Source organism: uncultured Streptococcus sp. (assembly GCF_963528215.1).
In the GTDB taxonomy this organism is placed as follows: Bacteria; Bacillota; Bacilli; order Lactobacillales; family Streptococcaceae; genus Streptococcus.
This window is the reverse complement of record NZ_CAURVL010000021.1, coordinates 1-22,101: the sequence shown is the minus strand read 5'-3', so window position 1 is coordinate 22,101 and position 22,101 is coordinate 1. Positions and strand designations below refer to the sequence as shown.

22 protein-coding genes and 1 tRNA gene are annotated in these 22,101 nt (G+C 41.7%); 20 read left to right on the top strand and 3 right to left on the bottom strand.

The annotated features are described in order from the left end of the window. Position 1: 1 nt before the first annotated feature. From RWS24_RS08225 to RWS24_RS08160, 14 genes are all read left to right on the top strand, one after another. The gene (locus tag RWS24_RS08225) at positions 2-697 is read left to right on the top strand and encodes a Wzz/FepE/Etk N-terminal domain-containing protein (protein WP_268687720.1); all 696 of its coding nucleotides are present in this window, start codon (positions 2-4) and stop codon (positions 695-697) included. A gap of 10 nt (positions 698-707) precedes the next feature. Beyond that, positions 708-1,406 (top strand): polysaccharide biosynthesis tyrosine autokinase, encoded by a 699-nt coding sequence (locus tag RWS24_RS08220; protein WP_002905547.1) that lies wholly within the window; start codon positions 708-710, stop codon positions 1,404-1,406. 38 nt (positions 1,407-1,444) lie between these two features. Further along, complete coding sequence (locus RWS24_RS08215) at positions 1,445-3,247, top strand: nucleoside-diphosphate sugar epimerase/dehydratase (protein WP_125330740.1); 1,803 nt, start codon at positions 1,445-1,447, stop codon at positions 3,245-3,247. A gap of 15 nt (positions 3,248-3,262) precedes the next feature. Continuing rightward, entirely contained in the window at positions 3,263-3,868 is a 606-nt protein-coding gene (locus RWS24_RS08210) for a sugar transferase (RefSeq protein WP_002908523.1), read from the top strand. A 6-nt stretch (positions 3,869-3,874) separates the two neighbouring features. After that, the gene (locus RWS24_RS08205; RefSeq protein ID WP_314366645.1) at positions 3,875-4,735 is read left to right on the top strand and encodes an NAD-dependent epimerase/dehydratase family protein; all 861 of its coding nucleotides are present in this window, start codon (positions 3,875-3,877) and stop codon (positions 4,733-4,735) included. Positions 4,736-4,745: 10 nt separating this feature from the next. Next, positions 4,746-5,579 (top strand): glycosyltransferase, encoded by an 834-nt coding sequence (locus RWS24_RS08200; protein ID WP_314366643.1) that lies wholly within the window; start codon positions 4,746-4,748, stop codon positions 5,577-5,579. A gap of 91 nt (positions 5,580-5,670) precedes the next feature. Beyond that, positions 5,671-6,627, top strand: coding sequence for a glycosyltransferase family 2 protein (locus RWS24_RS08195; RefSeq protein ID WP_314366641.1), 957 nt, complete (start codon positions 5,671-5,673; stop codon positions 6,625-6,627). A gap of 5 nt (positions 6,628-6,632) precedes the next feature. Continuing rightward, the gene (locus RWS24_RS08190; protein ID WP_002920400.1) at positions 6,633-7,556 is read left to right on the top strand and encodes a phosphorylcholine transferase LicD; all 924 of its coding nucleotides are present in this window, start codon (positions 6,633-6,635) and stop codon (positions 7,554-7,556) included. Then, complete coding sequence (locus RWS24_RS08185; protein WP_314366638.1) at positions 7,556-8,881, top strand: O-antigen polymerase; 1,326 nt, start codon at positions 7,556-7,558, stop codon at positions 8,879-8,881. The genes RWS24_RS08190 and RWS24_RS08185 overlap by 1 nt, the downstream gene beginning before the upstream one ends. Next, a complete protein-coding gene (gene ispD / locus RWS24_RS08180; RefSeq protein ID WP_314366636.1) occupies positions 8,878-9,600 on the top strand; it encodes a 2-C-methyl-D-erythritol 4-phosphate cytidylyltransferase in 723 nt (240 codons plus the stop codon). The genes RWS24_RS08185 and ispD overlap by 4 nt, the downstream gene beginning before the upstream one ends. Further along, positions 9,581-10,666 carry an NAD-dependent epimerase/dehydratase family protein gene (locus RWS24_RS08175; protein WP_314366635.1) on the top strand — a complete coding sequence of 362 codons (1,086 nt, stop codon included), beginning with the start codon at positions 9,581-9,583 and terminating at the stop codon, positions 10,664-10,666. The genes ispD and RWS24_RS08175 overlap by 20 nt, the downstream gene beginning before the upstream one ends. Before the next feature lie 10 nt (positions 10,667-10,676). Further along, the gene (locus RWS24_RS08170) at positions 10,677-12,086 is read left to right on the top strand and encodes a hypothetical protein (RefSeq protein ID WP_314366633.1); all 1,410 of its coding nucleotides are present in this window, start codon (positions 10,677-10,679) and stop codon (positions 12,084-12,086) included. Between the two features lie 446 nt (positions 12,087-12,532). Continuing rightward, positions 12,533-13,549 (top strand): UDP-glucose 4-epimerase GalE, encoded by a 1,017-nt coding sequence (gene galE / locus RWS24_RS08165; RefSeq protein WP_314366631.1) that lies wholly within the window; start codon positions 12,533-12,535, stop codon positions 13,547-13,549. Positions 13,550-13,734: 185 nt separating this feature from the next. Continuing rightward, the gene (locus tag RWS24_RS08160) at positions 13,735-14,709 is read left to right on the top strand and encodes an acyltransferase (RefSeq protein WP_314366629.1); all 975 of its coding nucleotides are present in this window, start codon (positions 13,735-13,737) and stop codon (positions 14,707-14,709) included. 75 nt (positions 14,710-14,784) lie between these two features. Here the strand turns inward: RWS24_RS08160 and RWS24_RS08155 are convergent, their stop codons facing one another. Beyond that, positions 14,785-15,660 (bottom strand): RluA family pseudouridine synthase, encoded by an 876-nt coding sequence (locus tag RWS24_RS08155; RefSeq protein WP_314366626.1) that lies wholly within the window; start codon positions 15,658-15,660, stop codon positions 14,785-14,787. A 176-nt stretch (positions 15,661-15,836) separates the two neighbouring features. Here RWS24_RS08155 and pbp2a point away from each other — a divergent pair, with 176 nt between their 5' ends. From pbp2a to nusG, 4 genes are all read left to right on the top strand, one after another. Then, positions 15,837-18,065 carry a penicillin-binding protein PBP2A gene (pbp2a, locus tag RWS24_RS08150; RefSeq protein ID WP_314366624.1) on the top strand — a complete coding sequence of 743 codons (2,229 nt, stop codon included), beginning with the start codon at positions 15,837-15,839 and terminating at the stop codon, positions 18,063-18,065. A gap of 68 nt (positions 18,066-18,133) precedes the next feature. Continuing rightward, the gene (rpmG, locus tag RWS24_RS08145) at positions 18,134-18,286 is read left to right on the top strand and encodes a 50S ribosomal protein L33 (protein WP_002894024.1); all 153 of its coding nucleotides are present in this window, start codon (positions 18,134-18,136) and stop codon (positions 18,284-18,286) included. A gap of 9 nt (positions 18,287-18,295) precedes the next feature. Then, entirely contained in the window at positions 18,296-18,475 is a 180-nt protein-coding gene (gene secE / locus RWS24_RS08140; RefSeq protein ID WP_002894022.1) for a preprotein translocase subunit SecE, read from the top strand. Positions 18,476-18,733: 258 nt separating this feature from the next. Continuing rightward, a complete protein-coding gene (gene nusG, locus RWS24_RS08135; protein ID WP_002894018.1) occupies positions 18,734-19,270 on the top strand; it encodes a transcription termination/antitermination protein NusG in 537 nt (178 codons plus the stop codon). A gap of 85 nt (positions 19,271-19,355) precedes the next feature. Here nusG and RWS24_RS08130 read toward each other — a convergent pair whose 3' ends face one another. Both RWS24_RS08130 and RWS24_RS08125 read right to left on the bottom strand, forming a co-directional pair. Further along, positions 19,356-20,120, bottom strand: coding sequence for a hypothetical protein (locus RWS24_RS08130; protein ID WP_314366660.1), 765 nt, complete (start codon positions 20,118-20,120; stop codon positions 19,356-19,358). Positions 20,121-20,249: 129 nt separating this feature from the next. After that, positions 20,250-20,320: transfer RNA gene (locus RWS24_RS08125), tRNA-Cys, on the bottom strand. A 306-nt stretch (positions 20,321-20,626) separates the two neighbouring features. Between RWS24_RS08125 and rpsB the strand changes: the two genes are divergently transcribed. Continuing rightward, a complete protein-coding gene (gene rpsB, locus RWS24_RS08120; RefSeq protein ID WP_000268459.1) occupies positions 20,627-21,406 on the top strand; it encodes a 30S ribosomal protein S2 in 780 nt (259 codons plus the stop codon). A gap of 78 nt (positions 21,407-21,484) precedes the next feature. Beyond that, positions 21,485-22,101: translation elongation factor Ts (gene tsf, locus RWS24_RS08115; RefSeq protein ID WP_314366620.1), on the top strand; the 617-nt coding region annotated here is incomplete at its 3' end.

Genomic DNA, 22,101 nt, shown 5'->3' with positions numbered 1-22,101 from the left:
AATGGAAAAACAAGAAAAGCAAATCGTAGAAATCGATATTCTGTCCTTGCTGAGAGCCTTATGGTTGAAGAAATTTACTATCGTATTGGGAGCTGTGCTCTTTTCTTTGCTGGCTTTTGGGTACAGCGTCTTTATTGCTAAGAAAATGTATCAGAGTACCACGCGCATCTATGTGGTCAGCCGTCAGAATGAAACACAGGCAGCTTTGACCAATCAGGACCTGCAGGCGGGGGCTTACCTCGTTAAGGACTTTAAGGAAATCATTCTGTCACAGGCGGTTCTGTCACAGGCAATTAGTGAGTTGAAACTGCAAACGTCACCAAGAGAGCTGACGCGTCACATCACCGTTTCCGTTCCGGCGGATACTCGTATCGTTTCGATTACGGTTAAAGATGACAACCCAGAGGAAGCGGCTCGCATTGCCAATGCCTTCCGTAATATTGCTGCTGAGAAAATTATCGAGGTGACAAAAGTTTCTGATGTGACAACTTTGGAAGAAGCAACAGTCCCAGCAGAGCCTTCTTCACCAAATATTCGGCGTAATGTTATCTTAGGATTTTTAGGGGGCAGCGTCCTGATGTCGATCTTTATCATCGCGGTAGAAATCTTGGATGATCGGGTGAAGAAGCCAGAGGACATTGAAGAAGTCATGGGCTTGACGCTATTGGGCGTTATCCCAGATATGAACAGAATGTAAGGGAGAGAAAATGGCAACCTTAGAATTAGTTAGGAAAAAAAGGAACCTTGTCAAACTAACCGAGGAATACTACAATGCTCTAAGTACTAATGTACAGCTGAGCGGCGCCAATATCAAGATGGTCGAAATAAGCTCGGTGACGGCAAATGAAGGAAAGTCTACAACCTCAGTGAATCTCGCGGCCGCCTTTGCCAGAGCTGGTCATAAGACCTTGATGATCGATGCGGATATCCGCAACTCAGTCATGTCCGGTGTGTTTAGCAGTCAGAGAAAAGTATCAGGACTGACGGACTATCTGTCAGGACAGGCTGCCCTGCATGAAGTCATCAACGATACAGATCTGGACAACCTAGATGTGATCTTATCTGGTCCAGTATCACCTAATCCGACTGGGCTTTTGCAAAGCAAGCAGTTTGAAGCGCTTTTGACTGACCTGCGTGTCCGCTATGACTATATCATCGTAGATACTTCACCGATTGGTCTGGTCATTGATGCGGCCATCATCGCTCAGAAATGCGATGCTAGCTTCTTGGTGACACAAGCAGGACATATCAAACGAAAAGCAGTCATGAAAGCTAAAGAGCAGTTGGAACAAACGGGAACTCCTTTTTTGGGTGTTGTCCTCAATAAATATAACATTGATTTGGAACGCTATGGTGCCTACGGAACTTATGGAGGATACGGCAGCTATGGCAATTATGGGAAATAGGGAATAAAGAGTTTTAGGATAATTGGGAGATTAGGAACATGACAAGAGCGAGAAAAAGAGTCATCTTAATTATTGTTGATATTATTTTGCTCAGTATAAGTCAGGGGATTTCAAAATTCTTCTTAGCAAAATATGTCGGGATAACGGATTTGTCTTTTATCTCTATTTTAATGGGGATTATTGTACTGTATTTGACATTTGCAACACTGTCGAATGTCTTTTCTACCATTACAAGGTATACAGATTACAAAACAATGTTTCGAGTGGGGGGCTCAATTTTGGGAGCTTACTCGATTGTATACATTGTAGAGAAAATCTTTTATGAATCCACAAACAGTAGATATATTGTCCTTTCTATGCTGCTATCGTTTTTGTTGGTTATTGCTTCAAGGCTGACTTGGCGGGAGATTCATGAATTTGTGCAGCACCCTTCAGCCTTACTGGGTAAGAAAGTAGATGGGACGAAGACCCTTGTTGTTGGTTCAGGGGATGGTGCTAGTCTCTTTATCAAGACAGCCCAGCAAAAATCAAAAGATTTAAAGATAGTCGCGATTGTAGATGACGATAAGAATAAGCAAAATACGTATCTTCATGGAGTAAAAGTTGTAGGAACAACTGAGCAGATACCTGAAATTGTAGGGAATTATGAAGTCGAACAAATTGTCATTGCCATTCCTTCGTTGGCTCCGGATGACTACGAGCGAATCGTAGAGTACTGCCAACAGACGGAGGTCAAGGTCAATGCTATGCCTAAGTATGAACAGGTGATTACGGGGAAACTATCTGTCAGCAAACTTCAGGAAATTGATATTGCAGATCTGTTAGGGCGTAAAGAAGTTAAGCTGGATCAGCAAAGTTTGAAGTCCAATATTAAATGCAAGACAGTTCTTGTTACGGGGGCCGGTGGGTCAATCGGCTCGGAACTTTGCCGTCAGATTGCTCAATTCTGCCCAGCTAGGCTCCTGCTTCTAGGTCATGGAGAAAATTCGATTTATTTGATTCACAAGGAGCTGTCAAGCCGTTATAAAGATGATATTGAGTTGATTCCAATCATTGCAGATATTCAAGATAGAGAGAGGATTTTCCATATTATGGAAACCTATCGACCTGATCGAGTGTATCATGCAGCGGCTCACAAGCATGTTCCTTTGATGGAGTACAATCCGACAGAAGCGGTCAAAAACAATATCTATGGTACACGAAACGTAGCAGAAGCAGCAAAGGCAGCTGGTGTCGCGAAATTTGTCATGATTTCTACAGATAAGGCAGTCAACCCGCCTAATGTTATGGGGGCAACTAAGCGTGTGGCAGAAATGGTCGTGACCAGTTTAAATGAAGAAGGAAAGACTCTTTTCTCAGCCGTCCGCTTTGGGAATGTTTTGGGCAGCCGAGGTAGTGTTGTTCCTTTGTTCAAGGAGCAGATTGCCAAGGGAGGTCCTATCACCGTGACGGACTTTCGAATGACACGTTATTTCATGACCATACCAGAAGCCAGCCGCTTGGTGATTCAGGCTGGAGCCTTGATGCAAGGGGGAGAGGTTTTTGTCTTGGATATGGGCGAGCCTGTGAAAATATTGGACCTAGCTAAAAAGATGATCACGCTCAGTGGCCATACTGAAGAGGAGATTCAGATTCAGGAAGCAGGCATTCGACCGGGCGAAAAGCTTTATGAAGAGCTCTTGTCTGCCAAGGAAAAGGTCAATGATCAAGTCTATGAAAAGATTTTTGTAGGGAATGTTCAGTCGCTGCCTAAGATAGAGGTGGATTCCTATGTGGACTCTCTTCTGACTCTTGGTGCAAATGACCTCAAGGATAGCCTGGTAAAGTTTGCACAGCAATAAGTTTTTAGGATAATCATGTATAAATTTTTTAAACGAACATTAGATATAGTCTTGTCATTCTTAGGAATGATTGTCTTATCACCATTTTTTCTGCTTCTAGTACTCGCTATTAAATTGGATTCAAAAGGACCAGTTTTGTTCAAACAGAAGCGGGTCGGTCTGCATAAGAAACACTTCTATATTTTGAAATTCAGAACGATGCGAATTGACACCCCTAAGGATACCCCAACTCATTTGCTGGAAAACCCTGAGCAATGGATTACAAAGGTTGGGAAGTTTCTTAGGAAGACATCTCTGGATGAGTTGCCTCAGATTTGGAATATTTTTGTCGGTGACATGAGTATCATAGGCCCAAGACCGGCTCTTTGGAATCAGTATGATTTGATTGAAGAGCGAGACCGCTATGGAGCAAATGATGTTTTGCCAGGTCTGACAGGATGGGCCCAGATTCACGGGCGAGATGAGTTGCCGATTGCCAAGAAAGCTGAATTGGACGGCTACTATGTCCAGCATCTATCTTTTGGATTGGATGTCCGCTGTTTCTTTGGCACCATTAAGAGTGTGGCCAAGAGCGAAGGTGTTGTCGAAGGCGGCACGGGAAATATGGAAAAGAAAGATTAAAGGCTGATGAAAAGAATATTAATTACGGGAGAGGGTAGCTATATCGGCCGGAGCTTTAAGAGGTATGTTTCTTCACGGGAGGATGTTCAGGTTGATGAGCTGGACGTCCGCGGAGAAACCTGGAAGGAGAAAGATTTTTCGTCTTTTGATGTAATTTTGCATTTGGCGGCGATTGTCCATATCTCCAACCCATCAAAAGAGATGGAGTCGGTATATAATCAAGTCAATACTCAGCTACCTTATGAATTGGCTCAAAAGGCTAAACGCGAAGGTGTCAAACAGTTTATCTTTATGAGCAGTATGAGTGTCTATGGCGAAGTTTTGGGAGGCAGGGTTATCACAAAAGACACACAAGAGCGTCCTGATTCTTTTTATGGCAAAAGCAAACTAGCTGCTGAGCAACTTCTGTCGGAATTGGAGAGCGAAGATTTCAAATTGGCAGTTTTACGGCCGCCTATGGTTTATGGTCATCAAGCTAAAGGAAACTATAAGCGACTGTCAAAGTTGGCTCAGAAACTACCAGTTTTCCCTTTGGTTCAGAATGAACGTAGTATGATTTATATTGACAATCTTTGTGAGCTTATTAGACTGATTGTTCAGAATCAAGACAGTGGTGTTTTCTATCCTCAAAATCAGGACTATGTCAACACCTCTCAGCTAGTCAGAGAAATAAAAAGGACTCATGGCCAGAGAGTAGTCTTGCTGCCTGCATTTAACTGGATTTTAAAAAGACTGTCCCGCTATGTTTCGACTCTAAATAAGCTGTTTTCAGATTTAACTTATGAAAAAGAGATGTCTAGCTATCCTCAGTCTTATCAGGTGGCAGATTTTAGGAGGTCTATTGAGAAGACGGAGAAGGGAAACTAGTTTAGGATGATTGGGGGAATTGTTAGTGAAGTTTTCGGTATTGATGTCTGTCTATCAGAAGGAGAATCCAGATTTCTTAAGAAAGAGCCTAAATAGCGTTCTTATAGAGCAGAGCCGCAAGCCAGATGAGCTTGTCCTTGTAGAGGATGGGCCGCTGACAGAAGAGCTTTATCAGACGATTCAAGATTTCAAGGAAACATTTCCAGAGATGAAAGTTCTACCTTTAAAGGAAAATGTCGGATTGGGAGAAGCTTTGCATCGGGGAGTTGAGGCTTGTTCTTATGACTGGATTGCTAGAATGGATACAGATGACATTGCGACACCGGACCGTTTCCAGCAACAAGTGGACTATATTGAGCAGCATCCGCAGTTAGATGTTCTGGGTGGAAATATCATAGAATTTGATTCGGAACCAGATCAAATAGTGGCAGAGAAACAAATGCCGCTTTCCCATGAAGAGATTATCAAAAGGTTGCAGCGGAGAAATCCTTTCTGTCACATGACAGTATTTTTTAAGAAATCATCTGTTTTAAAAGCAGGCAATTACAAGCCCTTGCCTTTAGTGGAAGACTATTATCTTTGGGCGAGAATGGCTGCTCAGGGCTGTCGTTTCGCCAATCTTAATCGGGTCTTGGTTTATGCTCGCGTCGGAAATGGCATGCATACGAGAAGAAGCCAGACAGAGCAGATTGCCAGCTGGAAAGTAGTCAATACTTTTTTGCTGTCACATGGTATGTTGAACCGAGGGCAATATTATCAAAATATGTTGATGATTCGTGCTTTTGTGGGAACGCCTATTTGGATAAAAGCGTTTATTTATAAGTATCTGCTTAGAAGAAAGTAATTTTCTTCACAGACAGAGCAGTCTAGCTTAGACAGGGAGAAAGCTAGGAGTTAGGAGGATATAGGATGAAAAGTTTAGGAAGGAGGGAGAAATGATTTCTGTCGTGATGGCGACCTATAATGGGGCGGATTTTATTTTGGAGCAACTAGACTCTATCCGCACTCAAAAGCTGAAGCCTGATCAGGTCATTATCTGTGATGACTGTTCGACAGATCAGACAGTGGTGCTAATCAGGGATTACATCACCAAGCATCAACTGACGGATTGGCAGCTGATTGAAAATCAGGAAAATTTGGGCCATTATCAAACTTTTATAAAATTAGCGAGTTTGGCTGAGCACGATATTGTTTTTTTCGCTGATCAGGATGATAAATGGCTGCCTGATAAAACAGCTGCCTTGCAGAAAGTACTGTTAGAAACAGGTGCTGCTATGGTGTATGGCCAGTCTTACTTGATTGATCAAAATGGTCAGGTCATCAAGAAGCCCAAGGTTTCAGGAGACAGGCAAGAAAGAAATCTAGCTTGGCTTCTGAAAAAATGGCCGTCAGGTTATCAGACAGCTTTTAGAAAGTCGGTACTGGCTGATATTCAGCAGCAGTATACGGATTATCCTGGATTTGACTATCATGATGTTTTATTTGGTATGTTGGCTCCATTGTATGGAAAAGTTGTTTGCTTGGACCAGCTTCTAGATCAGCATCGCATTCATCAGGCGAATGTAACCCAGTCTGCGTCGTCGCTCAGTTTTAATAAAACAAGGTTATCTAGGATTAACTATTTACAGAAGGTCATCAGTCGCTATGAGTCCGTGAAAAAAATCGCAGAAGAGCGACAGATTTCTGAGGTGGACCATCACCAGGTTACTAGGGCTTTGACCTTGACCAATCTTAGATTGAAATTATTACAGTCTAGAAATCCATTTTGGGCTTTGGGCCTACTGTTTCAAATAAGGGAGTATCGAACAATAAAAGATTTCATCAGTGATTTGGTATACACCTACTCACTGAATGGAGTCGCTAGGAGATTATTGAAAAAGTTTGGGAGGTAAGAAAAATGAGAGGAACCAGTAAGATTGAATGGGAGTTGGCTTTGGGAGAACGCTTCAGCCCCATGTATCAGAAAATTACGGATGATAAATTAAAGGTTTTGCAAAAAGCCTATTTACAAATGTATAAAAAATTTGATGCAGAGTGTCGTCGGCATCATATTCATTCCTACATGGTTGCAGGGACCTTGATTGGTTCTTTGCGACATGGGGGCTATATCCCTTGGGACGATGATATCGACTTAGTGATGTTCCGAGAGGACTACAATCGTCTGCAGGAAATCTTTGCGGACAGCGAGGACTTCGAGCTGATCTCTCCTGCGGATGCGACAGACAGTGTCTTTAAGGTTCTAAAGCTGCAGAGCAAGTCACTGACCTACTATGATGTTTTGGGAGAAGGTTTCAGTAAAAAGAAACATCTTTATCTTGATATGCTGCCAATTGACTTTGTCCCAGAGAATAACATGCTTCGCAAGCTCAAGGGTCTTCTATTCAGAGCCTTGGATTTGTCACACAATAGCTCACGTTGCTATACGAAGTTTACTCCGCATCTGACCTATATGGCTAAAGAATCCAAAGAACTCAGACAAAATCTTTGGATCAGAAGACTGATAGGCTTCCCTTCTTTTATCATGGGGCCGGCTAATATGTATAAGTTGATGGAAAAACTCATCCAGTCTAATAAGAAGACTTCAAAAATAACAATTGCTTATGGTGTAAAAGGCTATTTGGGAGAGACAATCGACTATGAAAGTTTCTATCCAGCTAAGAAGTATTCCTTTGAAGGCTATGAGTTCGATGGACCTAATGATGCGGACAAGTATCTGACTAATCGCTATGGTGATTACATGACACCGCCTGAAAAAAAAGAACAGACAGAACGTCATGTCAGACTGAGAGATAATTGGGTTGAATTAATAGAAGGAAGATAATGGTTTTTTTACTAATTTTGGGTGGCCTCTTCCTATTGTTTTTGACAATCAAAACAGTAGGAAGAGACTATGCTAACCCGGCTTTTATATATCTGGCAATATGGATGATAGCAAGCATTTTTACTGCATTTTATTCATCCAAATGGGGAGAAGGACTTTCTCTGATAACGGTCACTGTTATCTTTGTTGGAAATGCCATTTTTTTAATGGGAGTCCTCTTGTCATCGAATTTGTTTGCTGAAAGGAAGTTGGACGCCAAACCTAGTCAAATAAAGGTGAGTACTCTTTTCATTATTTTAGTTCTCTTGTTTTTGGCTTATGCGGTCAGGTTTATTTATTCCGATTTGCTTTACTTGGCGGCGCAGAGCAAGCAGGTACCTGGGGGATTGTTTAAAACCATTGAATTGGCTCGGCATATGACTACAAATTATGATTTCTCTCTTAGTCGTCTTAGCCTCAATTTGTTGCGGGTTAACTTTTCCTTAGGAATTGTTTTCTTCTACTTTTTCTGCGAGTCTCTTTTTTCAGGAAAAGATGGCATTTTTTACAAAGGCAAATTACTGCTGATTAGCCTGATTTCTTTAGGTATTTCCCTCTTGTCCACTGGACGTACGGAGTTGTTGGGCTTGGTTGCTGGCTATGCGATTGTGTATATGTTGTTTTTCTCGAAGTATTATTCGTGGAAAGACAGCAGGTATGGTGTGAAGCTTTTTCGCTCTTTGCTGATAATTGGCTTTGTATTCCTTGTCTTATTTATGGCGGTTGGAACCTTTGTTCTCAATCGAGTGGATAGTCGGGCAGAGTTCGGAATTTTGGATAATTTGGTTAAATATATGGGTTCACCCATTCAGGCTTTAGACTATTATCTGAAAAATCCTACTCTTTATAGCGATAATCAAGTCTTTGGAGAAAATACTCTTATTGCTATCTATGGAACATTGAAATCCCTCGGTCTGTCTAGCCATGAGCTGACACCTTTCTTGCCTGTTGTTCATTTCAACGACGATAAAACCAATGTTTACACAATTTATTACTACTTTATCAAGGATTTTGGCTATTTCTCAGTCCTTATCTTTCAGCTTTTATATGGCTTCTTTTATGGAAGTTTCTACTATTCTATCAAAAAACGCTATTTCACCCCGCTAAAGGTTATTGTTTTCGCTTTATTTGCGTATCCTTTGGTCATTTCATTCTTTCAGGAAACATTGCTGTCATTGTTGACAACCCATATTAATCGGATTATCTATGCTTTTGTGATTTATATGGCAGCTGATTTACTGAGTAGAGTACGATTTACAAGGAGAGGAAGGAAAGTATCGGTATGACGACATCAGCTCTGATATTCGCAGGCGGCACAGGCAGCCGCATGAATACTAAGACCTTGCCCAAGCAGTTTTTAGAGTTGCACGGTAAGCCTATTATTATTCATACGATTGAGCACTTTGAAGACCATCCAGCAGTATCGGATATTGTGGTTGTCTGTGTAGATGGCTGGCTGGACTACTGCAGAGATTTATTAGCTAGGTTTAATATTAAAAAAGTCAGTCAAGTGGTTCCTGGTGGAGAGACTGGACAAATGTCTATTTTTAATGGTCTATCTGTCTTACGGAAAAAGTACAAGAACGATGACGACTATGTGTTGATTCATGATGGTGTTCGCCCCTTGATTGACGGGGGAATTATTTCTAAAAATATTGAAACAGCCAAAAAGTATGGGGCAGCTATTACGGTTAAGCCGGTTATCGAAACGGTCATTCAGGTCGACGAGGCGGATGTTATTAATCAGGTTATTGAGCGTTCTACTTGTCAGACAGCTGTCGCCCCTCAAACCTTCGCGCTTTCGAAGATTCACTCCCTGCATTTAAAAGCTCAGGCAGAGAATCAGTTTGATATGACAGATTCAGCGACACTAGCTCGTTATTTTGGACTCCCTCTGCATACAGTCATGGGGGGCAGCGAAAATATCAAAATTACGACTCCATCTGATTTCTATATTTTTAGAGCGATTTACGAAGCGCGTGAAAATGCACAAATTTTTGGTTGATATGGCAAATAATACGATTTTACAAAAGGATATGGAAGATCTAGTTACTGTCAGTCCTATTCTTAGAGAACTGAGCAATGTCACAGTCTTGGTAACCGGAGCAACGGGACTTATAGGCAGACACTGTATTTCCGCTTTGATGGCTTTAAATGATTTGTACCAAGCTAATGTCAGAGTAGTGGCCTTGGCACGAAATCAGAAAAAAGCGGAAGATCTATTTCAAGATTTTTTACATAGTGAGAATCTGAAGCTAGTGTATGCTGACTTGCTGTCAGATTGGCAGATAGAGGAGGATTTGGATTATATTATCCATGGAGCCAGTGCGACGGACTCCTCTTTTTTCGTTGAGCATCCTGTAGAGACAATTGATCTAGCAGTAAATGGAACGAAAAAACTGCTGGAGCTGGCTAAAAATAAGAAAGTTCACAGTATGGTTTACCTCTCTTCTCTGGAAGTCTATGGAACGACTAATCCGGAAGTTTCCAGCATTAGCGAGAAAGATTACGGTTATTTGGATCCAACCAGTGTCCGTAGCAGTTATTCGGAAAGCAAGCGCATGGCGGAGTCCTTGTGTGTAGGCTATTGTCATCAGTATCAGGTGCCAGTTAGAATGGCTCGTTTGTCACAAACCTTTGGCCCAGGTGTGAGCTATGAGGACAACAGAGTTTTTGCGCAGTTTGCGTGTGCTATCCTTGAAAAGAGAGATATTGTTCTCCGGACTAAAGGGGAAACTGTTCGGAACTACTGCTATACCAAAGATGCCATTGAAGCCATTTTTTACATTCTGCTGAAAGGCCAAGCAGGTCAAGCATATAATGTCGCCAATAAAGAGACGGCTATTTCCATTCGTGAGATGGCGGAAATGGTTATTGAACTAAGCGGTAGCAATGAATCGAAGTTGGTCTTTGATTTGGCAGAAGATGTGGAAAAACTGGGATATAATCCGACAGTTAAGATTCGTCTCAATACCGACAAGCTTGAAAGTTTGGGCTGGCAAGCTCATACTGATTTAGAAACCATGTTTTTACGTTTGATTGAGAGCATGGCGTCAGATAGGAAGAAATAGGAGGGCAAATTTGTCTGGTGGATTTAAAAAAATAGTAGCTAATTTTTCCTATGTTGTCTTGTCCAATTTGCTGACAGTAATCGTTTCTTCTCTGGTTGTCTTGATTTTGCCTAAGATTATGGGTGTAGAGGAGTATGGCTACTGGCAACTCTATATTTTTTATTTATCTTATGCCGGTTTTGTTCATCTGGGTTGGGTGGACGGAATCTATCTTCGCTACGGTGGTCTGGAGTATGCTGATCTGGATAAAGAGAAGTTTTTCTCTCAGTTTCTCATGCTTTTGATCTATCTGACAGGGATTGGAATTTTATTTTTCTTAGGGATTTCTTCCTTTATTAGAGATGAGAGCAGTCGGTTTGTTTTTATACTTTTGGTTTATACTATGTTGGTCACCAATCTGCGCTTTCTCTTTGTTTACGTTCTGCAGATGACTAATCGACTAAAGGAGAGTTCCTATGTTGTCAGTGGAGATCGACTCCTCTATTTACTGCTTTTACTGGTCTTTATTTTCGTGGGCTTTCGAGATTTCAAGATTATGGTCTATGCAGATTTAATTGGTAGAGTTGTTTCCCTTTTTTATGCCATGTATCTGTGCCGAGATATGGCCCTGCGACCTCTCAATCAGTTTAAGCTTGATATACAGGAAACGGTTCGCAATATTGCTGTCGGTATCAATCTAATGCTATCAAATGTAGCTAGTATGCTCATTATAGGAACGGTTCGAATGGGGATTCAAAAGGTATGGAACATTGCTACATTTGGGAAAGTATCCTTGACTCTGAGCATTTCCAATCTGCTTATGACCTTTATCAACGCTATTGGTTTGGTCATTTTTCCGATTTTGAAACGGACGGACGAAAGCAAGTTACCTAAGATTTACAATCAGTTGCGGAATGTCCTTATGGTTCTTATGTTTGGAGTGCTTTTGCTGTATTATCCCCTGAAAATAGCTTTGGACAGCTGGCTGCCGGCTTACAGAGAGTCCTTGATATTTATGGCTCTAGTCTTTCCTATGTCTGTCTACGAGGGAAAAATGGCTCTGCTTATCAATACCTACTTAAAAGCCTTACGAATGGAAAGGCAGATTTTTAAAGTAAATGTTATTGCCATGCTCTTAAGCTTTGCTACTACCTTGATTTTTGCAGTTTTTCTGCGCAATCTGAATGCTACAGTTCTGTCTATCGTGCTGTTGCTGGCGACTAGGAGTATACTTGCAGAGCTAATCTTAGCCAAGAGGATGCAGATTGAGGTCGTCAAAGATATCTGGGTTGAGTTGCTAATGACACTTGTATTTATTGCTTCGAATTGGTTTTTATCAGTTTATCTAGCTGCAGCAGCCTACGGATTTGTCTATCTGACCTACAGCATTTACAAATACCAAAGTTTGAAAGGTTTGCTCCAACAATTGCGGGCTCGTTGATGTTTGAGAAATTATAAATAGTTTAACAACCTAAATACTAAGCCCTGTCTGGGCGTTTTACGTTTGTAATGTAGTGTTAGCATACAAAGTTACTTATAAAGTTACTCTGGCTACAATCAGTTTGCTGAACTATATATTGTATATGGTGGAAATGAAAGGCAATTTTTCCAGTAACTTATTGCAGATTATGGTATTTTTTAGAATAAAAAGAAATTAGCTAAAATAATTCCGTTCTTTATGTCTCTGAATATAAATGATTTTGCAAGTTATTCTACCATGAAGAGACTTCAAAAATCATCAGCAGAGCTGTAGGGTAGCAAAGTGGACTAGGTTTTGGTGTTTTTAGTCAGTGCAGAATTTGGCAGTCAACTTTGAGAAGAGAAGTATCTGTTAGTTGCAATAGTAAAATTAAAGAGAACTCGAGGATTAGCAAGAAGAGGTGGCCTATGAAAAAAATTTTAGTTACAGGCGGAACGGGGTATATTGGAAGTCATACAGTGGTTGAACTAGTCGCAGCGGGCTATGAAGCTATTATCGTGGATAACTTTTCGAATAGCTCTCCAGAAGTGCTAGAGCGCTTAGAAACTATCACTGGTGTGAACATCCTGTTTTACAAGGGTTCGATTTCTGATAAAGATCTGATGAACCAGATTTTCGAAGACAATCACATTGATGCAGTTATTCATTTAGCAGCCTATAAGTCAGTAGAAGAATCGGTGCGGGAACCACTTAAATATTACGAAAATAATGTCAGTGCTGGTATTGCTCTTCTTGAAGTTATGAAAGAGCACAAGGTAGAACATATTATCTTTAGCTCCAGTGCCACGGTCTATGGAATGAATCATTGTTCAACCTTGACAGGAGATTTATCTACTTCAGCGACCAATCCATATGGTTACACCAAGCTGATGATGGAGCAGATTTTGACGGATCTTGCTCTTGCACATTCAGATTGGTCTGTGACCAATCTTCGTTACTTCAATCCAATTGGTGCTCATGAGTCTGGTCTGATTGGTGAGGCTCCAAATGGAATTCCTCATAACCTCATGCCTTATATAACTCAGGTTGCGGTCGGTAAATTAAAAGAGCTTAGCGTTTTTGGAAATGATTATGATACGCACGACGGTACAGGAGTACGGGATTATATTCATGTAGTTGATTTAGCCAAGGGTCACGTTTTAGCTTTGAAACATAATTTAGAAAACAAGGGAGTCGCTGTTTTCAACCTTGGTACAGGAATTGGTTATAGTGTGCTCGATATGGTTAAAGCCTTTGAAAAAGTCAACAGTGTGAAAATTCCTTATACTATCAAGGATAGACGACCTGGAGATGTGGCGACTTGCTATGCCGATGCAAGTAAAGCAAATGATATTTTGGGCTGGAAAGCTGAGAAAAATCTTCAAGATATGATGCGAGATTCTTGGAGGTGGCAAAGTTCAAATCCTAATGGCTATGAAAGCTAATGTAGAATATCAGCTAGGTGAATAAAACTCTTCTGTAATAATGCAGAAGAGTTTTTCTTATAGAAGAGATATAAGTTTCGTTGGATGCAAAAGTTTTCAAAGACTGTCATCAATTGATATGTTTTTTAATGGGCGTGTAATCTGGTCTTGATGAGCTGTAATAGTAAACATGCTATAATGTCTGCATGAAAACTGAAAACACAACTTTGCACGCTTTTAAGGCCCTAGCTTGCTTTAGTATTGTTTCCTTACACTTTCTGCTGCCGGGGCAATTTGGCGTTTTTTATCAAATTGTGGCTCGCTTTGCAGTTCCCTTTTTCATGATGCTGTCGGGCTATTTTTCCTTTAATATTTCCAGAGATAAGGTCAAGTATCGTCTCAAGCAGATGCTCCTTTTGACAGCTGCCAGTCTCCTGTTTTACACGATTGTGCATTTTGTCAACTTGCTGCTGACCAGAGAGTTAACAGAAAAGATGGCATCTATAGACCTGCCTGATTTTGCGGACTTTTTCCTCTTTAACAGTCCCAGAGACTTGATTGGCTCGGCTGCTACACCGACCTGGTATTTGCTGGCGATTTCTTATATCTACACGCTTTATCTGATTTTTTATAAGCATTTCCACCGCTTAACTAGCTTGGGCGTGTCATTGTTCTTGTTGGTTCTGGCCTTTTGTATCGAATTCAATATTAGCGGTACCTTATACTATCGCAATTTCCTCTTCATGGGTCTCCCATTTTTCATCATGGGCATGCAGTTTGCCAAGCATCGGGAAAGGATCTTGGGTTACGATTTGTCTTCGGTGAAAAAATGGACTATTGGCTTAGGAATAGCGGGTTTGATTTTACTTGAGTACTATTTTATGGGGACGGAGTACGACCTCTATCCCAGCACTCTTTTTTCATCCAGTGCAATTTTCTTCTATGCAATCAGAAATGGGACTGATATTGATATTCCGATTTTAAATAATATCGCCAAGAGATATGCCACCATGATTTATATCATTCATCCCTTCATTATCTTAATTTTCAGGTCGATAATGCCTCGGAATACCATTTACAGTTTTGGTTTTTTTATCATTTTCTTACTATCTTACTTGCTGAGCATAGCTTTTCAGAAAGCCCTCAGGCCCAGACTTATCAGTGCACTTCCAGCTCGGTGATGTGAGCAAGCAGAGCTTATCCTCGTATTCACTCCAAACCAAAAGCAACAGAGAACTTCTGTTGCTTTTCTTGGTCTATCTTGGATTTAGACTGCTCAATACTTTTTCAAAACTGTCAGAGTGGGCTTCGACGGTGATTTTTTCTAGCGTAAAAGGGTGCGTGAAAGTCAGCCGATGGGCGTGGAGCATAAGCCGCCCTTGGGGTTGCGGATGATAGAGTGGGTCGCCGACCAGAGGGTGTCCGTGGTGAGCCAGATGGACACGGATCTGATGGGTGCGGCCAGTCTTGAGTTGGCATTTGACCAAGGCAGCCAGCCCAAATTGCTTGAGCCGAGTCACATGAGTTTCTGCGTAGAGTCCTTTCCGGGGGTCAACCAGCCGTTTCCTGCGGTCATGGCGGTCGCGGCCAATCTTGTCTTTATAGATAATCTTTTTGCTTGGGAACTTGCCTTGGACCAGAGCCCAATATTGGCGGCTGATTTCTCGCTTTTCCAGCAGCCGATTGAGGATGGGCAGGACAAAGGGATTCTTGGCAAAGAGGACGGCACCACTGGTTTCTTTATCCAGCCGGTGAACGACATAGCAGGTTTCACCGACATAGGCGGAAACATGATTGAGCAGAGCCAGCTCTCTTGGCTCATTAGCGTGGGTTTTCATGCCTTCAGGTTTATTGACGATGATGAGATGCTGGTCTTGGTAGAGCTCTTCTACTAGTTCGCCATTTCCAAGCAAGATTGTCTTTTGAGGATAATCCTCTTCATCAAATATCAGGCAGACATCATCTCCAGGTTTGACTACAGTCTGCCAGTTGATAGCTAGGCTGTTGACGGACACATGTTTCTTGGTCCGTAGAAAGTGCCGGATTTTTCGTGGAATGAGAAATTGTTCTTCCAGCAGCTCTTTGACTGTCATGGCGGGCAGTCCATCTGGGATAGTGAGTGTGAATTTCATACATTTATTGTAGCAGAAAGCTATAACTTTGAAAATAGGCAGTGTCGGATAAGACTTGCTGCAGAGGCTTTTAAAAGGCTATTTAATATACCCTTTTTCTTAAAAATAACTAAAAATCAGATGGGAAATAGGGTACTTTCTTGTCTGCACCTAAATAAGGTGATAAAATAAGGTTTATGAAGAATTTAAAAGATTTGTTTGAAAAATTAGTAGATTATTTTACTATACAGAAACCTCAAAAAGAAGCAGCAGAGGAGATAGAGTTGACAGAAGAGCAGGCCAAGTCTGGTCTCAGCCGTTCGGGCAAGGCCAAGAAGAAACCTCTCTCTCAGCACCCTATCCGTCGTTTTTGGCGCAGGTTTCATCTGACCAAGATATTCCTTATTCTCGGCTTGACCTTTGGTCTGGTGGTCGGTGGCTATCTCTTTTATGTTGCTAAGACGACCAATGTCAAGGATTTGCAGAATGCCCTTAAAGCTACCACGCTCATCTTTGATAAGGATGGCAATGAAGCAGGGAGCCTGTCTGGTCAGAAAGGAACTTATGTCGAGCTGACTGAGATTAGTCAAGACTTGCAAAATGCTGTTATCGCAACAGAGGACCGGACTTTCTATGAGAATGGCGGGATTAACTACAGTCGTTTTATCCTAGCTATCCTGACAGCCGGTCGCTCGGGTGGGGGTTCTACCATTACCCAGCAGTTGGCCAAGAATGCCTATCTGTCTCAGGACCAGACTATCGAGCGGAAGGCCAAGGAATTTTTCCTGGCTCTGGAAATCAATAAGAAATACAGCAAGCAGGAAATCCTGACCATGTACCTCAATAACTCCTATTTTGGAAATGGTGTCTGGGGTGTGGAAGATGCCTCTAAGAAATATTTCGGAGTTTCGGCTAGCCAGCTTAGTCTGGACCAGTCGGCTGTTCTGGCTGGTATGCTCAAGGGACCAGAGATATATAATCCGCTGTATTCGGTTGAAAATGCGACCAATCGCCGCGATACGGTGCTGCAAAATATGGTTGCTGCAGGCTTTATTGATCAGGGAACAGCCGATCAGGCTGCCGCTGTAGGAATTGGTGGTCAGCTGGTTGATGCTTATGCTGGTAAGTCAGAAGACTATCGCTATCCGTCCTATTTCGATGCGGTTATCAATGAAGCGGTCAATGACTACGGCTTGACTGAAGAAGAGATTGTTAATAATGGCTATCGCATTTACACTGAGTTGGATCAGAACTACCAAGCCAGCATGCAGGTTATTTACAGCAATGTCTCTCTCTTTCCGGTAGCAGAAGATGGCACTATGGCTGAATCAGGCAGTGTTGCTTTGGATCCAAAAACTGGCGGTGTGCGGGCATTAGTTGGACGAGTCAATAGTGCAGAAGGTTCGACCTTCAGAAGCTTTAACTATGCAACCCAGTCCTCTCGTAGCCCGGGTTCTACAATCAAGCCTTTGGTTGCTTACAGTCCGGCCGTAGCTGCTGGTTGGCCGACAGATAAGGAGCTGGATAATACCAGAACCACCTTTGGCGACTATACCATCAACAACTACGGCAATATCCAAAGCTCCCCTAAAGTTCCGATGTATCAAGCCTTAGCAGAATCTCTGAACATTCCAGCTGTTTCAACTGTAGACGAGCTAGGTATTAACAAGGCCTTTGAGTATGGGAAAAAGTTTGGTTTGAATATGGACAAGGTTGATAAGACCTTGGGAGTAGCGCTAGGAAGCGGAGTTACAACCAATCCAATGCAGATGGCTCAGGCCTACTCAGTCTTTGCCAACGGTGGTGTGATGAATGATGCCCATCTCATTACAAAAATTGAAAATGCCAGTGGTCAGGTCGTCAAGACCCATCGCCAAACCTCTACCCGGGTCCTTAATAGCTCAACAACTGACAAGATGAACAGCATGATGCTGGGGACTTTCTCGAACGGTACAGGTATCTATGCGGCTCCGTATGGCTATACTATGGCTGGTAAGACCGGTACGACTGAAACGGACTTTAACCCAGATCTATCTGGTGACCAATGGGTTATTGGCTATACGCCGGATGTGGTTATCAGCCAGTGGCTAGGCTTTCCAAAAACTGACGAAACCCACTATCTGACTGGGACCAGCGCAAATGAAGCCTCGGCGGTTTTCCGAAATGTTGCCAATAGCATCCTGCCATATACAGAAGGAACTTCCTTTGAAGGGCAAAAGAATGCCTATGCTGCCAACGGTATTGCCCCTGTGGACACCTATGGTACGGAGGAAACGGGTACTACAACTGAAAACAAAGACTTCCTGCAGGACGTTCAGGATCGAGCTCAAAATCTAGTGGATGAAGCCAAGAAAGCTATTGATGACACTGGTATTCCTGAGAAAGCTAAGAATCTCTGGGATACTGTTACCAGCTGGTTTCAATAGGATTTAAAAGCGCTGAACGGCTTGTCAAAAGCATAGAATCCTGCTATAATAAGAAAGATGGAGGCGTTATGGCATTAAAAAAAGCGAGTCTAGCGTGTACAGTCTGCGGTTCTAGGAACTACTCGGTTAAGCTCAGTAGCACTCCAAAACCAACGCGTTTAGAAGTTAATAAATTTTGTAAGCATTGCAGTAAATATACGCTGCATAAAGAAACTAGATAGGAGATTGTTGTGAAATTCTTTAAAGATGTTTTTAAACTATTGAAAGATACAACTTGGCCTACCCGAAAAGAGAGATGGACAGATTTTATCTCTGTCATGGAATACACTGCATTCTTTGTAGTGATCATCTATATCTTTGATAAAGTAGTGGCAAGCGGTCTTTTCCAGATTCTGAATATTTTCTCTTAATCACTGAAGTAGAAATAGAGAAGAATCCTGCGGCAGCCATATTATTCAAAGTCCCACCTATTGTGAGTAGGTGGGACTTTGGCGTATATCACTAGTTACTCGTTCTTTTATTTTCTAAAAAATTTAATCAGATTAAAAGACTTTGATTTGTCAGGAAAATAGTTATTAAATTCCTTTGCATTTGAGGAAATTATGGTATAATAGGGCTAGAAAGAAGCAGAAGCCCTCAGGCTTTTTTATTTAGGAAAGGATGAACTCATGGACAGTTTTGACAAAGGCTGGTTTGTACTGCAGACCTATTCAGGCTATGAAAACAAGGTAAAAGAAAATCTTTTGCAGCGCGCTCAGACTTATAATATGCTTGAAAATATCTTGCGCGTGGAAATCCCTACTCAGACCGTGCAAGTCGAGAAAAATGGCAAGACCAAGGAAATCGAAGAAAACCGCTTCCCTGGTTATGTCTTGGTGGAAATGGTAATGACAGACGAAGCTTGGTTTGTCGTGCGGAATACTCCGAATGTAACAGGATTTGTCGGATCGCACGGAAACCGCTCTAAACCAACGCCACTCTTGGAAGAAGAAATTCGCAACATTCTCATCTCCATGGGTCAAACAGTGCAGGAGTTTGACTTGGATGTCAAGGTTGGGGATACCGTTCGTATCATAGATGGTGCCTTCACTGACTATACAGGTAAGATTACGGAGATTGATAATAACAAGGTTAAGATGATTATTTCCATGTTTGGCAATGACACCGTGGCTGAAGTTAATCTCAGCCAGATTGCAGAGCTTTAATTGACGAAGCCGCTATCCTTGTCAAAAATAAAATCCAAGACTGAAAACGTCTTGGATTTTTGTGTTTTTGGAGCCAATTGTAAGATTACTTATCCTTAATGACAGAGTCAATAATGTCTTTGGTTTGTTTCATTTGATAGGTAGACATTACCCCAACGATTTGATTGTTCTGAGTAGAGAAACTAAACTGTTCGTCATTAGAATTTTTATAGACAAAGGTTGTATCGCGCTCTGAACGAATAATCATTTCCGGACGACCAAGCTTGTCGAAAGCTGTCTTGGGAGTGTCGGATGTGGTGATGCTAGAGTAACTGCTTTTGGCCGGCTGAGCGTCTTTTAGGCTAAAACTCAAATTCGTCAGGACATTATTGGTAAAGTAGCACATAATGTCTCCGTTGTCAGTGTGCCAGATGTTGACAGAGTTGCCAGGGTCATTCTCATCAGTGCTGAATGTAGGTTGGCCTAGAGCTGCTGTTACTTCATCGTAAGACGTTTTAGGTTTGTCACCATTGATATCCTCTCCGTTTACCTGAATGACAAAGCCAGTGGAAATATGGAAATTTCTTATTTTCTCTAATTCAGGAATAGAAGCTGCATCTGGTATGTATTGTAGTGCAGAAGCATCATCTGGATCAAAGCTAGCACGTTTCTGAAATACCTCATCACTACTTTCATAGGTGCTAGAGCTACTGCTAGATGATTTGCTGGATGTTTCCTTAGAGGATGAACTTTTCGAAGCTTTGAGGGAGCTAGGTGTCTTTTTTCTTTGCTGCGTCTGCTTGGCAGGCATGCAGGCTGAGAGAGCTAGCAAAGAGAGGAGACTAAGGGTATAGAAGCTGACTTTTTTCATAATCAATCTTTTTTCCTTTCGCTGATGATGAATGATGTTTTTATAATATTATATCAGCAAAATTTGCTAGAAACAATAGAAAATGCAATAAAAAAGCCCTTTGAGGGACTTCTAGAAATATATTTATGAAGGCGGTAGACGGATTTGAACCGACGATCAAGCTTTTGCAGAGCCGTGCCTTACCACTTGGCTATACCGCCGCAGCTCTTATTATTCTATCGTAAATACTTGCTTTCGTCAAGAGTCTTTCAAAGTCAAATCAGAAAATGTTAGACGCTACCATTCTGAACGCTTCAGGAACAAATGTTCAGCTGAGAAGTAGAATTCATTCTTAGTGGCAGAAAATCTGGCAAACACCTTGTCAAAGAGCTGCGCTTTTGTTATAATAGAGGGTGCCGTGTAAATGGCAAAATACTCATTTTAGATGAATTGTGGGACTGTTGCCTTTGGGTGGTCCTGTGAGCTGAAATCTAAAAGAGGAAAAAAACAAAAAGGAGAATTTACTCATGGCAGTAATTTCAATGAAACAACTTCTTGAGGCTGGTGTTCACTTTGGTCACCAAACTCGTCGCTGGAACCCTAAGATGGCTAAGTACATCTTCACTGAGCGTAACGGAATCCACGTTATCGACTTGCAACAAACTGTAAAATACGCTGACCAAGCTTACGACTTCATGCGTGATGCAGCAGCTAACGATGCAGTTGTATTGTTTGTTGGTACTAAGAAACAAGCAGCTGATGCAGTTGCTGAAGAAGCAGTACGTTCAGGTCAATACTTCATCAACCACCGTTGGTTGGGTGGAACTCTTACAAACTGGGGAACAATCCAAAAACGTATCGCTCGTTTGAAAGAAATCAAACGTATGGAAGAAGATGGAACTTTCGAAGTTCTTCCTAAGAAAGAAGTTGCACTTCTTAACAAACAACGTGCACGTCTTGAAAAATTCTTGGGTGGTATCGAAGATATGCCTCGTATCCCAGATGTTATGTACGTAGTTGACCCACATAAAGAGCAAATCGCTGTTAAAGAAGCTAAGAAATTGGGAATCCCAGTTGTAGCGATGGTTGACACAAACACTGATCCAGATGATATCGATGTAATCATCCCAGCTAACGATGATGCTATCCGCGCTGTTAAATTGATCACAGCTAAATTGGCTGACGCTATCATCGAAGGACGTCAAGGTGAAGATGCAGCAGCAGTTGAAGCAGAATTTGCAGCTTCAGAAGCTCAAGCAGATTCAATCGAAGAAATCGTTGAAGTTGTAGAAGGCGACAACGCTTAATTCATATAAATAGTAATTACCTAGGAGGGCGGGGCTTAGCCCGGCTCTCCTATTTTTAAAAAATATAGGAGAATCAAAATGGCAGAAATTACAGCTAAACTTGTAAAAGAGTTGCGTGAAAAATCTGGTGCTGGTGTCATGGACGCTAAGAAAGCATTGGTAGAAGTTGAAGGTGATATCGAAAAAGCGATTGAATTGCTTCGCGAAAAAGGTATGGCTAAGGCAGCTAAGAAAGCTGACCGTGTTGCTGCAGAAGGTTTGACTGGTGTTTATGTTAACGGTAATGTTGCAGCAGTTATTGAAGTAAACGCTGAAACTGACTTCGTTGCGAAAAACGCTCAATTCGTTGAATTGGTAAATACTACAGCTAAAGTTATTGCTGAAGGAAAACCTGCTAATAACGAAGAAGCACTTGCTTTGACAATGCCTTCAGGTGAAACTCTTGAAGCTGCATACGTATCTGCAACTGCAACTATCGGAGAAAAAATCTCTTTCCGTCGCTTTGCTTTGATTGAAAAGACAGATGCTCAACACTTCGGTGCTTACCAACACAACGGTGGCCGTATCGGAGTTATCTCAGTTATTGACGGTGGAGACGATGCTCTTGCTAAGCAAATCTCTATGCATATCGCTGCGATGAAACCAACTGTTCTTTCATACAAAGAATTGGATGAGCAATTTGTTAAAGATGAATT

Coding starts and splice junctions, on each gene's coding strand:
- nusG (WP_002894018.1), top strand. CDS start 18,734: ATGGACAGTTTTGACAAAGGCTGGTTTGTACTGCAGACCTATTCAGGC.
- RWS24_RS08175 (WP_314366635.1), top strand. CDS start 9,581: ATGCACAAATTTTTGGTTGATATGGCAAATAATACGATTTTACAAAAG.
- RWS24_RS08215 (WP_125330740.1), top strand. CDS start 1,445: ATGACAAGAGCGAGAAAAAGAGTCATCTTAATTATTGTTGATATTATT.
- RWS24_RS08210 (WP_002908523.1), top strand. CDS start 3,263: ATGTATAAATTTTTTAAACGAACATTAGATATAGTCTTGTCATTCTTA.
- RWS24_RS08205 (WP_314366645.1), top strand. CDS start 3,875: ATGAAAAGAATATTAATTACGGGAGAGGGTAGCTATATCGGCCGGAGC.
- RWS24_RS08225 (WP_268687720.1), top strand. CDS start 2: ATGGAAAAACAAGAAAAGCAAATCGTAGAAATCGATATTCTGTCCTTG.
- RWS24_RS08185 (WP_314366638.1), top strand. CDS start 7,556: ATGGTTTTTTTACTAATTTTGGGTGGCCTCTTCCTATTGTTTTTGACA.
- pbp2a (WP_314366624.1), top strand. CDS start 15,837: ATGAAGAATTTAAAAGATTTGTTTGAAAAATTAGTAGATTATTTTACT.
- RWS24_RS08195 (WP_314366641.1), top strand. CDS start 5,671: ATGATTTCTGTCGTGATGGCGACCTATAATGGGGCGGATTTTATTTTG.
- RWS24_RS08160 (WP_314366629.1), top strand. CDS start 13,735: ATGAAAACTGAAAACACAACTTTGCACGCTTTTAAGGCCCTAGCTTGC.
- RWS24_RS08190 (WP_002920400.1), top strand. CDS start 6,633: ATGAGAGGAACCAGTAAGATTGAATGGGAGTTGGCTTTGGGAGAACGC.
- RWS24_RS08155 (WP_314366626.1), bottom strand. CDS start 15,660: ATGAAATTCACACTCACTATCCCAGATGGACTGCCCGCCATGACAGTC.
- RWS24_RS08220 (WP_002905547.1), top strand. CDS start 708: ATGGCAACCTTAGAATTAGTTAGGAAAAAAAGGAACCTTGTCAAACTA.
- rpmG (WP_002894024.1), top strand. CDS start 18,134: ATGGCATTAAAAAAAGCGAGTCTAGCGTGTACAGTCTGCGGTTCTAGG.
- rpsB (WP_000268459.1), top strand. CDS start 20,627: ATGGCAGTAATTTCAATGAAACAACTTCTTGAGGCTGGTGTTCACTTT.
- ispD (WP_314366636.1), top strand. CDS start 8,878: ATGACGACATCAGCTCTGATATTCGCAGGCGGCACAGGCAGCCGCATG.
- RWS24_RS08130 (WP_314366660.1), bottom strand. CDS start 20,120: ATGAAAAAAGTCAGCTTCTATACCCTTAGTCTCCTCTCTTTGCTAGCT.
- galE (WP_314366631.1), top strand. CDS start 12,533: ATGAAAAAAATTTTAGTTACAGGCGGAACGGGGTATATTGGAAGTCAT.